Annotated in this window: 13 protein-coding genes; 4 read left to right on the plus strand and 9 right to left on the minus strand. The window is 44.8% G+C overall.

Annotated features, from left to right (window positions below; all coding sequences use genetic code 11):
* Nucleotides 1–6 precede the first annotated feature (6 nt).
* Genes BN1938_RS18590 through BN1938_RS18600 form a run of 3 tightly spaced genes read right to left on the minus strand, consistent with a single transcriptional unit; the run spans nt 7 to nt 3,053 of the window.
* Nucleotides 7–834 carry a carbohydrate ABC transporter permease gene (locus tag BN1938_RS18590; RefSeq protein WP_050641962.1) on the minus strand — a complete coding sequence of 276 codons (828 nt, stop codon included), beginning with the start codon at nt 832–834 and terminating at the stop codon, nt 7–9.
* Entirely contained in the window at nt 831–1,724 is an 894-nt protein-coding gene (locus tag BN1938_RS18595) for a carbohydrate ABC transporter permease (RefSeq protein ID WP_050641963.1), read from the minus strand. The genes BN1938_RS18590 and BN1938_RS18595 overlap by 4 nt, the downstream gene beginning before the upstream one ends.
* Before the next feature lie 60 nt (nt 1,725–1,784).
* Nucleotides 1,785–3,053 (minus strand): ABC transporter substrate-binding protein, encoded by a 1,269-nt coding sequence (locus BN1938_RS18600; RefSeq protein ID WP_050641964.1) that lies wholly within the window; start codon nt 3,051–3,053, stop codon nt 1,785–1,787.
* Between the two features lie 194 nt (nt 3,054–3,247).
* Here BN1938_RS18600 and BN1938_RS18605 point away from each other — a divergent pair, with 194 nt between their 5' ends.
* Together BN1938_RS18605 and BN1938_RS18610 are read left to right on the plus strand one after the other, a co-directional pair.
* Nucleotides 3,248–3,919 carry a response regulator transcription factor gene (locus tag BN1938_RS18605; protein WP_050641965.1) on the plus strand — a complete coding sequence of 224 codons (672 nt, stop codon included), beginning with the start codon at nt 3,248–3,250 and terminating at the stop codon, nt 3,917–3,919.
* 35 nt (nt 3,920–3,954) lie between these two features.
* Nucleotides 3,955–5,163, plus strand: coding sequence for a sensor histidine kinase (locus tag BN1938_RS18610; protein WP_050641966.1), 1,209 nt, complete (start codon nt 3,955–3,957; stop codon nt 5,161–5,163).
* Nucleotides 5,164–5,235: 72 nt separating this feature from the next.
* Here BN1938_RS18610 and rplA read toward each other — a convergent pair whose 3' ends face one another.
* From rplA to BN1938_RS18635, 6 genes are all read right to left on the minus strand, one after another.
* Complete coding sequence (gene rplA, locus BN1938_RS18615) at nt 5,236–5,928, minus strand: 50S ribosomal protein L1 (RefSeq protein ID WP_025654505.1); 693 nt, start codon at nt 5,926–5,928, stop codon at nt 5,236–5,238.
* A 98-nt stretch (nt 5,929–6,026) separates the two neighbouring features.
* Complete coding sequence (gene rplK, locus BN1938_RS18620) at nt 6,027–6,452, minus strand: 50S ribosomal protein L11 (protein ID WP_025654504.1); 426 nt, start codon at nt 6,450–6,452, stop codon at nt 6,027–6,029.
* 52 nt (nt 6,453–6,504) lie between these two features.
* The gene (nusG, locus tag BN1938_RS18625; protein ID WP_050642759.1) at nt 6,505–7,023 is read right to left on the minus strand and encodes a transcription termination/antitermination protein NusG; all 519 of its coding nucleotides are present in this window, start codon (nt 7,021–7,023) and stop codon (nt 6,505–6,507) included.
* Between the two features lie 25 nt (nt 7,024–7,048).
* Nucleotides 7,049–7,249, minus strand: a complete 201-nt coding sequence (gene secE, locus BN1938_RS18630; RefSeq protein WP_009001658.1) for a preprotein translocase subunit SecE — start codon at nt 7,247–7,249, stop codon at nt 7,049–7,051.
* Nucleotides 7,250–7,271: 22 nt separating this feature from the next.
* Nucleotides 7,272–7,421: a 50S ribosomal protein L33 gene (gene rpmG, locus BN1938_RS23160; protein ID WP_009001657.1), complete on the minus strand. Its 150-nt coding sequence runs from the start codon at nt 7,419–7,421 to the stop codon at nt 7,272–7,274.
* 152 nt (nt 7,422–7,573) lie between these two features.
* Nucleotides 7,574–8,179, minus strand: a complete 606-nt coding sequence (locus tag BN1938_RS18635; RefSeq protein ID WP_050641967.1) for a TetR/AcrR family transcriptional regulator — start codon at nt 8,177–8,179, stop codon at nt 7,574–7,576.
* A 176-nt stretch (nt 8,180–8,355) separates the two neighbouring features.
* On the opposite strand from BN1938_RS18635, the gene BN1938_RS18640 reads away from it, so the two are divergent.
* On the plus strand, nt 8,356–10,467 hold the full coding sequence (locus BN1938_RS18640; protein WP_050641968.1) for an efflux RND transporter permease subunit: 2,112 nt from the start codon (nt 8,356–8,358) through the stop codon (nt 10,465–10,467).
* Between the two features lie 53 nt (nt 10,468–10,520).
* A complete protein-coding gene (locus BN1938_RS18645; RefSeq protein WP_050641969.1) occupies nt 10,521–13,031 on the plus strand; it encodes a hypothetical protein in 2,511 nt (836 codons plus the stop codon).
* Nucleotides 13,032–13,238: the final 207 nt, after the last annotated feature.

Raw genomic sequence — 13,238 nt, forward strand, 5'->3', positions numbered from 1 at the left:
CTCCCCCTATTCCTTAACTCCAGAAGTAGCAATGCCTTCGATAAAAAACCTCTGTCCAAATAAAAACAACAATAGCAGCGGGCAGATAGAGATTACTGTCGCAGCCAATGTGGGACCATATTTGATGGAATTGCTTCCTACAAGTACTGCCAGGCCGGCCGACAGCGTTCTGTTTTCTACTGAACTCGTCAGCATCATCGGGTACAAAAGGTCATTCCAGTTATTCATAAAATGATAGATTCCCAGACTGATCAACGCTGGTTTTGACAGCGGTATTACAATACGTCTGTAAATCTGCAGGTTGTTCAGCCCGTCCAGCCTTGCTGCTTCTTCCAAAGATTTCGGAATCCTGGAAAAAAATGAGGTCAGCATATAGATCCCATAGGCGCCGGATGCCCTTGGCAGTATAAGGCCCAGCAAAGTGTCAAGAATTCCCAGCTTGTATTCTTCTATGTATAAAGGAATCATAATAATCTGAAACGGCACCATCATCGTTAATAATATAATCGTGAACAGTACGTTTTTCCCTCTGAACTCCATTCTCGCAAAAGCATACGCTGCCAGTGAATCAAACAACAGGCTGACCAATGTCACGCTGCCCGCAAAAACAACGGTATTCTTCAGCATACTCAATATGGGAATCGCCTCTATCACGTATTCATACTGAGAAGTCAGCCATTCCTTCGGCAGAAAAGCAGGCGGCCATCTAATGACATCTGCATCAGACTTAAAAGAAGAAACTACCAGCCACAGCAGCGGAATGAACACAAGAAGGGCAACGATACATAAAATCACATTACCGGTCACCCCAAATATCCTTCCTTTTTTCTTCATACCTGTTCCTCCTTTCTGCTGATATATTTCCTCATACAAACTGTAATAATGGCTATGATAATGAACAGGTATACAGATATTGCCGAAGCGTATCCCAGATCATGTTCCGTTTTGAAGCCTCTGTCATAAATATAACTCACCAATGTCTCTGTTTTATGCTGTGGCCCGCCTCCGGTCATAACATATATTTGGTCGAAAGCCTGAAAGGCAAGGATAAATGTAGTAACTGCACAAAATCCTATGGTCTGCTTTATAGAAGGTATCGTGATATACAGAAACTTTTTCAGCCCTGTTGCACCATCCAGATCCGCCGCTTCATATAAGGAATACGGAATATCCAGAGTCGCAGCAGTTATAATTGTCAAGGTATATCCAAAATTTCTCCAAACGGTGACCATAATGATTACAGCCATCGCATACGTGGGGTCGGACATCAAATTAGGCATCACGATACCTATTTTCTTAAGCAGGTATGCCAGCATCCCTGAATTGGAATTTAGCAGCATAGACCATAAGATACTGATCGCAGTCATAGAACAGACATATGGAATATAAAAAGATGCTCTCAGAAACTTATGCAGTTTTGTGTTTTTCTGCATGAACATGGTCAGAACCAATGCCAGTAATATCTGAACAGGTACTTCTATTACAGTGAATATAAGAGTATTTTTGGTCGCATTGAGTACACGGGCATCCTGAAACATCTTCAGATAATTCCCAATACCTGCAAATGTAATGTCCTTCATATATAAGTCCATATTCATCATGCTTATCACAAATGCAGAGACCAATGGGATAAATACAAAAACAGTCAGAACAATCATGGATGGGAGAATAAACAAATATGCCGTCTTTTGATTTTTTCCTGCTATTTTTTTTGTCTTCTCCATATTGTTTTACTCCTTTCGCAGTGAAAGTTCTGAAAAAATCAGAACTTTCACTAACCGCCATTATTTTGAAACAATCTCATCCAGTCTGCCTGCCGCATCCTGTACTTCCGTTTTGACATCCGAACCCATCAGGATATTTTCCATCATTGGTTTCATAACGTCATTATCGATCTGAGTTCCATATTCGTACCCCAGATGCCAGTCTCTGCCTATGGAAGAGGCCTCAGAAACACTGTTTAATATCTCATTCGATTTGATATCTTTATCTTCAAGCAGTGAATACGACCAAACCGGGAAACCATTGCGAACGGACCATTCCTTAAGAACGTCATCTGTCAGCCAATGTGCCATAAACTTATAGACCGCCTGACGGTCAGCATCATCTGTCCCCTTCGGAATCATGTAAGAACAGCCGCCCTCTGCTGAGTATGCTCCATCGCTGCCTGACGGCATGGCTGCAATCCCGTAATTCATGCCCAGATCATTGAGTATATTTATGTTCCAAGGACCAGCCAGACACATGGCAATCTGTCCTGACTGGAACATAGTGTCTGCTTCCGCAGACGCCAGACCGTCCGGTGATACGCCAGCCTGCTTTAATTCCTGAAGCCAGGTAAGTGTGTCAATATTTTCATCTGAAATCAAAAGATTTTCGTTTGTGGCTGTGTTAATCACATCTCCGCCATTTCCCCAAAGATACTGCACATAATATCCAAAATCAGTCGGCATGGCCAACCCATATTTTCCTTCTTCCACATTGGTCAGTGCCTTTGCACACTCTTCAAGCTCTTCAAATGTAGAAGGGGGAGCATCCGGATTCAATCCTGCATCACTGAACATATCTTTGTTGTAGTACAGATACTGCAAATTGTACTGCATCGGGACACCGTATAATTTATCCCCCACATAGGATTTCGCTACCACATTTTCATAATAATTGTCTTCATTCGTATTGGTGGTTTTCCAAAAATCACTGATATCTTCCAGTGACTCGTTATTCACATATTCCTGGATGTACTCAATACCCACCAGGATAAACGATGGTGCAGTGCCTGTAGATATGGCTGCAGGAAGCTTTGATTGGAGAGTATCGTTGTCCATGATATCCACTTCTACCTTAATCCCATCTTCATTTGTCTCATTATAGTCATTGATAATTTCTTTTAAAACGTCACCGTCAGAGCCTGTGAACACAGTCCACAGCGACAGCTTCGTTTCATCTGTTTTGGTGCTTTCATCCTTTTTCGCCTCCTGTTTTGTGCAGCCTGCAAACAAGGAACACACCATTGCACACGTTAGTAAGATACTGCTGATTTTCTTAAATTTCATAATATCCTCCTCCTATAGAATTCCTTTCTTTGTTAAATGGATTTTAATATAAAAACCTTAAATTTCTCTTAAAAATGAATAGTTTTTTTGCACTTTAACCTATTTTTTCAATAATACCATGATTTTTTTATATTTTTTGCACAATCTCTTGATTTTTCATTTTTTAATAGATATATTGTATTAGAGGTGATTGAATGAAAGTTTTGATTATTGAAGATACAAAACCCCTGGCGCAGACTCTCGCCGATCTGGTCGGAGAAGCAGGCCATTTTGCTGATCTTGTTTTTGACGGTGACACCGGTCTTGAATATGCGAGAAGCGGTTTATATGATGCGATCGTATTGGATGTCATGCTCCCCGGCATGAACGGATTTGAAATACTTAAAAGTATCCGAAATGAAAAAATAACAACTCCTGTCATGATGTTAACGGCAAGGGGGGATCTGAAAGACCGTATTTACGGATTAGACAGCGGAGCCGATTACTATCTGACAAAACCTTTTGAAACAGAGGAGTTCTCCGCCTGCCTCCGTGCCATTATGAGAAGGCAGAGCCCTATCATTGATGAAGATATGTCATTTGATGATATCACGCTCTCGACATCGCTGCATGAGTTAAAATGCGGTGACAAATGCATTAAATTAAATTCCAAGGAATATGAGCTTTTACGTCTTCTGATGCTGAACCGAAACAACATACTCTCTAAGGACATAATCATCAACAAAGTCTGGGGTTATGACTCTGATGCGACATATAATAATCTTGAGGCCTACATCTCTTTTCTTAGACGAAAACTGCATTTATTATCTTCTAATGTGACAATCTGTATCACCAGAAAAGTAGGATATTATCTAAAAAGCAGATAGATATTCCATTTCCTGAAGAATGTAAAAGGAGACACATGATCAAAAAGCTGCGTAAACAAATCATTGCCACTATCATGAGTGTATTTTCGATTCTGCTGCTTATTATACTTGTAAGTATCTTTATCTCTACCAAAGAAACTTTAGAAAGCAGCTGCTGGGATAAGCTGGAATCGGCCATCTATAAAACCTATTCCAATAAATCCCCGCTTGTTCAGGACACATCCCTGCCTATACTTGTTGTCACAGTAGATTATAAAAACAATGTAAAGCTGCTGGTGAACGACATTGAAAATCTTTCTACAGATGATATCAAAGTGCTTGTCCATGAAGTATTGACAAGCAAATCCAAATCATCCATAATTGACGGACATTTACGTTTTCTTAGAAAAAGTATCGGCATCTCCGACATCCGGATTGCCATTGCGGACATACAGACAGAACAATCGCTCCTGAGAAAACAGTTTTGGCAGCTGTTAATCATTGGAGTCATTTCAATCCTTACCTTTGGGATCTTAAGCGTTGTGTTATCTGAAAAGTTGACAAAACCGGTTCAGAATACAATCTTGTCTCAAAAAGACTTTATAGCCAATGCCTCGCATAAGCTCAAAACACCTCTGACAGTAATACTGTCAAATTCTGAGATGCTGCTGAATGCGGATGAAAATTTTGACAGGGCGGACCGCCATTCCAGGCAAAGATTGAATTTTATACACAGTGAATCCTTAAGGATGAAAGACTTGATCGAGCAGCTTCTCCAGCTGGCCAAACTGGACAGTTCAACATTGCCGGTCCATAAAGAAAAACTGGATTTTAGTTTTCTTGTATGCAACAGCATTCTTACATATGAGCCTATTATATACGATTTAGGAAAAAATTTAGATTTTAATTATATAGAAAATCTTACTGTATCGGGAAATGCTGAAAGTCTGAGACAGGTTGTGGACATCCTGATTGATAATGCAATAAAGTATTCCGCTCCTGAAACGACGATATCTGTTTCACTGACGGCTCCCAAACGAACCGTACAGTTTACCGTTGAAAGCTGTGGAAATCCTATCGGTTCCGGAGATATGAAGAGAATCTTCCAGAAATTCTACCGGATTGGTACAGACTCCGCAGGTTATGGACTGGGGCTCTCCATCGCTCAATCGATCATCGAAGAACATAACGGCTCCATCTGGGCGGAAACTGACGGAATATCTAAGAACAAATTTATCGTTCAGCTTAACAGCGTTACAGATTGATACAGGTAAAACGAACGCAAAAAAGTCCCGCCCAAAAGGCAGGACTTTTTTCTCTATGTCATCAAATTCTGATTAAGCCAGCTTCATTGGGTTGATTTTTACACCAGGTCCCATTGTGGATGTCAGTGTTACACTCTTCAAATACTGACCTTTTACAGCTGCCGGTTTTGCCTTGATGATTGCATCGATAAGCGTCTGGAAGTTGTCCGCTAACTGTTCCTCGGTAAAGGATGCCTTACCGATCGGCACATGGATAATGTTTGTTTTGTCCAATCTGTACTCAATCTTACCAGCTTTGATGTCGTTGATGGCTTTTGTTACATCCATAGTAACTGTACCAGCCTTCGGGTTTGGCATCAGACCTTTTGGTCCGAGTACACGTCCGAGACGTCCAACAACGCCCATCATGTCAGGTGTAGCTACGACAACATCAAATTCAAACCATCCCTCGTTCTGGATCTTCGGGATCAGTTCGTCTCCTCCCACGTAATCTGCTCCAGCTGCTTTTGCCTCTTCAGCTTTTGCATCTTTCGCAAATACAAGGATACGAACCTTTTTACCTGTTCCGTGCGGCAGTACAACTGCACCACGAATCTGCTGGTCTGCATGACGTCCGTCACAACCTGTTCTGATATGAGCTTCGATTGTTTCGTCAAATTTAGCTACTGCTGCTTTTTTAACTAATGCTACTGCGTCTGCCTTCTCGTACAGGTTTCCCTTTTCGATCAGTTTCGCAGCTTCGATATATTTTTTTCCTCGTTTCATCTTAAATAACCTCCTTGTGGTATTGGCGGGATCGTGCCCCTCCCACTTATTTCAACTTCGTTAAGTGTACTAAGCTCGAAAATACCTTACTTAATCTACTATTCTTCAACAACTACACCCATGGAACGGCATGTTCCTGCTACCATGCTCATAGCTGCCTCAAGTGTTGCAGCATTTAAGTCCGGCATCTTTGTCTTTGCGATCTCTTCTAACTGAGCTTTTGTGATCGTAGCAACTTTTGTCTTGTTCGGAACACCTGAACCGGATTTGATGTTGCAGGCTTTCTTGATCAGAACTGCTGCCGGCGGTGTCTTTGTTACGAAGCTGAAGCTTCTGTCATTGTATACTGTGATAACAACAGGAATGATCAGGTCTCCCTGGTCTGCTGTTCTTGCGTTGAACTGCTTTGTAAATTCAACGATATTCACACCGTGCTGTCCAAGCGCAGGACCTACCGGTGGTGCTGGTGTAGCTTTACCAGCTGGAATCTGTAATTTAATATAACCTTCTACTTTTTTTGCCATTTTTAATTACCTCCTTGTGGTATTGGCGGGATCTGAATCCCTCCCACGGTTTTTAATCCATCTTTCTTACTTCTGCGAAACCGAGTTCAACCGGTGTCTCACGGCCAAACAGCTCTACATTGATAGACAGGTTCTGCTTCTGCTCATTCAAAGACTGAATGACCCCCACAGTCCCTTCCCATGCACCGCTGAGCACGGTCACGGTATCGCCTACTGCAAACTCTACGATGACGTTCTCCTGCCTGATTCCGAGTCTGTTCATCTCTTCTTCCTCAAGCGGAACAGGTTTGGATCCGGGACCAACAAAGCCGGTCACGCCTCTGGTATTACGAACTACATACCAGGTATCGTCATTCATAATCATATGAATCATGACGTATCCCGGAAACATCTTCTTCTGGCTGGCTTTCTGGACACCGTTCTTCAGTTCGATCACTTCCTGCATAGGAACCCTGACCTCCAGAATCTGATCTTCCAGATGACGATTTTCAATTGCCTTATCAATATTTGCTTTTACTTTGTTCTCATACCCGGAATAGGTATGAACTACATACCATTTTGCCTCTGACATAAAATCACCTTTCTGCTGCGGCTGTTTACTTAACCAACAGATCAATTCCATATTTTAGGATTGCATCGATTACCGAAATCAATACCCCCAATAATAAAGAAACCGAAACGACTGCCGTGGTCTGTTTTGCAAGTGTTTTTTTGTCTGGCCAAATGACTTTCTTAAACTCTGCCTGAAGCCCTTTAAACCAGCTCTTCTTCTGAGTTTTTGCTGTTTTCTCACCCATGCCATCCACTTCCTTCCAACGACTATTTCGTTTCTTTGTGCAGTGTGTGTGATTTACAGAACTTACAGTACTTCTTCGTCTCCATGCGGTCCGGATGAGCTTTCTTATCCTTGGTCATGTTGTAATTACGATGCTTGCATTCTGTACATTCCAGTGTGATTCTTGTGCGCACAACTTCCACCTCGCTTTTTTCTTATTCACTACGTGTTACATGATGGTTGCGAAGCCATCTAAATTTAGGCATAAAAAAAAGACCTACTTCCATTCGCTAGAGCATTGTACCACAGCAAGCGGACAGAAGTCAAGCCTTTTCGCCAATTCCGGCTATTCTATCACGTGATTTCTTATAATTGCACGGATGCTTTCATTCAGATAGGGCTTCAGCTCCTGATAACTGATCGGATCGTTCTCCAGTATCGTACTGTATGACGTGGAACTGGCAAGCTCTATAATAAGGAAAAGCATGGTCTCGGGCGCCCTCAGTTTTACATCCGGATTTTCTGTTACCATTTTATGAAAGAAGCCCATGACATCTATTTCTGCGTCTGATTCATTTTTCGTAATTGCCTGCCTGAAGATGCCCCAGCTCAGGTTCTTAGAGATAAAACGCAGCACCGCCCTGCTTTTCGCCATCTCGTCCAGGACATAATCTACTATAAATATAATTTTGTCCTCAAATACCGGGATCTGCGCCTGCTCTAATGCATCGTGGGCCGCCATGAAAAGCCGCCCTGCTGTCTTGGCAATCAGCCTGTCCCGGATCTCATACTTGTCTTTAAAATAGAGATAAAATGTCCCCTTTGCCACGCCTGCCTTCTGAACGATGTCGTGGATCGATGTCTTGGAAATCCCCTGTGTCAGAAACAAGTCATATGCACTTTTAAACAGTGCCTCTAATTTCTGCTGCTTGTTTTCGTCAACTTTTCCCATAATATTCCCCACTCTTTCGATTATTTTTTCGTATCTGTCCAGACCATTATAATTTCAAAATGACCCAAAGTCAACTTTTCTTTTAAATATTATTGACTTTTGGTCATTTTTATTGTATATTACTTTTAGTCTTAAAAAATGACTAATAGTCATAATTTAAAAGGGAGGCATGAAACATGGTAAATGCAGGTAAAAAAATAGTGAAGTATCGGGTTGTCATCCTGATACTCGGCATTTTACTTCTGATACCATCGGCTTTGGGATTCCTAAAAACCAGAGTCAACTACGACATACTTTATTATCTGCCCGACAATATCGATACGATGAAGGGGCAGAACATCCTGATGGATGAATTTGGAAAGGGCGCTTTTGCAATGGAAGTTGTGGAAGGCATGAATACCAAAGATGTTGCTGAAGTAAAGGAGAAGATTAAAAGTGTAGACGGCGTTGCAGACGTCATTTGGTATGATTCCATAGCGGACACTTCCATGCCCATTGATATCCTGCCTGATAAACTGAAAGACGTGTTCAAAACTGAGGATGCCACTCTGATGGCGATCTTTTTTGATGACACGACTTCCGCAGACAGCACTATGGATGCCATAACGGAGATCCGCAGTGTTACAAATAAACAATGCTATCTGAGCAGCATGTCTGCAGTGGTCACCGACATCAAGCAGCTCTCTGAAAAGGAAACGCCAATCTATGTACTCATCGCCGTTATCCTGAGCTGTATTGTGCTTTCTGTATTTATGGACTGCTGGATACTGCCTGTTTTCTTCATGCTGAGTATTGGAATGGCAATCCTCTATAATATGGGAACCAATTACTTTCTCGGAGAGATTTCCTATATTACTAAGGCTTTGAGCGCGGTGCTCCAGCTTGGAGTTACCATGGACTACTCTATCTTCCTGTGGCACAGCTATCAGGAGAACCAGCAGCGTTACCCGGGAGATAAGGAGCGGGCAATGGCCCACGCGATTTCCAATACATTTTCCTCTGTAGTCGGAAGTTCCGTCACAACAGTGGCCGGTTTCATTGCACTTTGCTTTATGAGCTTTACTCTTGGAAAAGACCTCGGCATTGTCATGGCAAAGGGCGTCATATTCGGTGTCATAAGCTGTGTCACCATACTGCCCTCCTTCCTGCTTGTTTTTGACAAGCTGATTCAGAAAACAACGCACCGCTCCATTATCCCGAGCATGGAGAAGCCTGCAAAATTTATAACAAAACGCTTTAAGGCCTTCATTCTCATCTTCATCGTACTGCTCTTCCCCGCTCTCTGGGGATACAGCAAAGCGGAAGTTTACTATAACCTGGATGCTACCCTGCCGAAATATCTGGAAAGTATCAAAGCAAATGACAAACTGGCGGACGAATTTGATATGAATGCCACTCATATGGTTCTGGCAAATGCAGATCTTCCGGCCAAGGAGGCAAAAGCGATGCTGGATGATCTGTCCGATGTAAAAGGGGTCAAGTTCGCGCTTGGGCTCGACAGTCTCATCGGTTCCGCCATCCCCCGGGATGTTATACCTGACGGACTGACAGAGACATTAAAGGCCGGTGACTGGCAGCTGATACTGGTACAGTCCGAATACAAGGTAGCGACAGACGAAGTTAACCACCAATGCACTGTGCTGAATGATATCGTAAAAAAATACGATTCTTCCGCTATGCTGATCGGCGAGGCCCCCTGTACGAAGGATCTGATCACGATCACCGATAAGGATTTTAAGGTGGTAAGCGCGGTTTCCATTATTGCCATATTTATTATAATTGCACTCGTGTTTCAATCTATATCACTGCCGGTGATCCTTGTTGCCGTCATTGAATTTGCTATCTTCATCAACCTGGGAATCCCCTATTTTACAGGGACAAAAATGCCCTTTATCGCTTCCATTGTCATTGGAACAATACAGCTGGGGGCAACCGTTGATTATGCAATCCTGATGACAACCAGATACAAAAAAGAACGGTGCAGAGGAAAAGCAAAAAGAGATTCCATCCAGATTGCGGTTTCTGCTTCTGTCAGTTCAGTTATTGTGTCCGCCCTGGGCTTCTTCGCCGCCACATTTGGAGTGGGGCTTTATTCCGATATTGATATGATATCCGCCCTATGTACCCTGATGGCCCGGGGGGCTGTCATCAGTATGTTTACAGTTATTTTCATACTGCCATCCATGCTGATGGTCTTTGACAGAGTCATCTGCGCTACTACGAAAGATATGCGCGGATGTATCAAAAAGAAAGATAAGCCGGCCGATGAGGCCTGCGCAAATGCCTGAGCTGCGGAAATAAATGATTGAAGTCAACTGATTTATTGAGGAGGTAAACTGATATGAAAAACAGAGAATATAAGACACTCGTAGCAATCGCACTGGCTATGTCCATGGCAGCCGGCACACTGGCCGCGCCTGTTGCCTGTTATGCAAAGGAGAACACGGCCAGAACGGAGGAATCCGCCGTCAAAGATACCAAGACATCCGAGTCCGGCGTCAGGCCTGTAAAGGACGAAACTGTATATGCCAAAATAGACGGCAGCGGCTCCGTAACAGCCGTCACGGTGTCAGACCAGCTGAAAAATGTGAAGGACGTATCAGAAATTAAAGATGTTTCCACGCTGGAAAATATCGAGAATGTCAAGGGCGATGAAGCATTTACCCAGAAAAGTAACAGCATCACCTGGAATGGAGACAGCAAGGACATCTGCTATCAGGGGACGACAACCCAGGCTCTGCCGGTGGGCGTTAAAATCACATACACGCTGGACGGCAAATCCATCAGTGCCGGCGAGCTGCAGGGTAAAAGCGGTCATCTGCGGATACGCTACCAGTACCAGAACACATCGGGAAAAAACGGCAGTGAGTATACGCCGTTTCTGATGGTAACCGGACTGATTCTGGATGCTGATAAGTTCACGAATATTAAGGTCACGAACGGGAAGCTTGTCTCCGACGGTGACAGAGACATGGCTCTCGGCATGGGGCTTCCCCGGGTAAAAGAAAACCTGGGTGTGACTGATTTAGATATACCGGATTATTTTGAGCTGGAGGCAGACGTAACAGACTATGATGCCGTGGAGGGTATTACAATCGCAACTAACGATGTGTTTAACAGCCTGGAGACGGATAAACTGGATGATCTGAATGACCTGAAAAGTTCCATGAATAAACTCCAGGATTCTGCAAATCAGCTGGTGGACGGTTCGGGAGAATTGAAAAGCGGGCTGGATACACTGCTTTCCTCTTCCGGCACACTTACGGACGGGATCGGACAGCTGGTTTCGGGCAGCAGCGCCTTAAAGGATGGAACCGAAACACTGGCCTCAGGCAGCAATGAACTCAGGGACGGAAGCGCCGCCCTGGCTGAAGGAGCCTCCCAGCTGCTGGACGGAACCGGCGCACTAAACACAGGCGCCGGAGAACTCCATGCAGGATTGAATCTGGTTTCCGGCAAGGTGACCGATGAGCTTCTTCCCGGAGTTCAGGCACTGGATGCAGGCGTCCAGGAGATGCAGAAGTCTCTTGGCGCCCAGCTTCCTGCATTGTGCCAGGGAATCGCTGTCCTGAATGACGGGATCGCCCAGACCGCCGCTGGTGCTGCGGCTCTGGATGCAGGAATCCAGCAGGTAAGCGACGGAGCCGCGGCTCTGGACTCAGGTACCCGGCAGGCAGCTGCGGGGGCTGCGAATCTGAATAGCGGTATACAAGAGACTGCTGCGGGTACCGGTGAGCTGTCCGCTGCCGCGTGGCAGCTAGCCAATGCCCTCTCAGCAGGCCCAGAGAGTCAGGCTGCAGGCGATACTACCAGCAGCTGGGATGAAGTAACACAGCTTCAGGAACTGGAAACCACCCTCCAGGGCTGTGAGGATCTGCCGGAAGGCACACTGGAAGTCCTGGAAGGCGTGATTGGCAGCCTCCAGGCAGACCAGAACGAACGGGACACCCTCGCCAATACTGCTCCTGCATCGGATAACAGCGCACTTTCCCTTCTGGCCCAGAAGGTTGCTGCAGGAGCCACGGCAATAGACACTGCGTTCCACGGAGATGGTACAAATCCCGGTATTGCAGACGGAGCGGCATTCTTAAGTGCAGCGCTGAATGATGGGGATCCCGCCAGCGGAGTGCCCAGTATCGCCTATGCGGCATCTGCTCTAAATAACGCATTGAATACCGGCGATTCCAGTACTGGCACCGCCAGTATCCGGGCCGGTTCTGCCGCGCTGAATGCAGCCCTCAACACCGGCGATGCTTCAACCCAGACCCCAAGCATAAAAGACGGAATCAGCTCCCTCAATGAAGGAGTTAACGGTGAAAACGGACTCAGTACCCAGGTAAATCAGGGCGTGTCCCAGCTCAAGGCCGGCACATCACAAGTTCTTGGCGGGATCGACGGGAATGCAGGTCTTGCAGCAGGATTGAAGCAGTTATCCGAAGGCGCATCCCAGGTAAACACCGGTGCCGGAACCTTGCACGAGAAGATGGGGGAGGCCGGCGATGGCGCTTCCAGTCTTATGGAAGGCGCTTCCCGGATCGCATCCGGTGCAGGTGACCTCAATACCGGAGCAGGCACGCTTGCGGCAGGCATCCAGACACTGCAGACCGGTTCCGGCGCGTTGATCGACGGCGTAAAACAACTCGATGACGGCGCAAAAACACTGAATGACGGCATGATTCAATTCAATGAAGAAGGCATCAAAAAACTGGTCAGCGCATTTGACGGAGATCTCGACGGACTGCTAGATAAGCTGAACACGATGATAGCTTCTTCTAAAAAATATACGAATTTCTCCGGAATTTCAGACGGAATGGACGGTGAAGTGAAATTCATCTTTGTTTCTAATAAATAATGTGATCTAACACAAAATGAAACGTAATTTATGATGTAAACTTTGCGTTATCTGATTCTTCGGAAGCAGCAAAACACTGTCTTCGTCCCGGCGGCTACATGACTTTTTTTCTCATGTGCGCCGGAACTGCAGCGGTATTTTGCTGCTGTCTGATTTTTAAAGTAATTTTTTGACACCTCCTCCCGGATGCCCCCATGATCCCACCAT

This window comes from Eubacterium sp. SB2, from assembly GCF_001244405.1.
GTDB lineage: Bacteria > Bacillota > Clostridia > Lachnospirales > Lachnospiraceae > Faecalicatena > Faecalicatena contortus_B.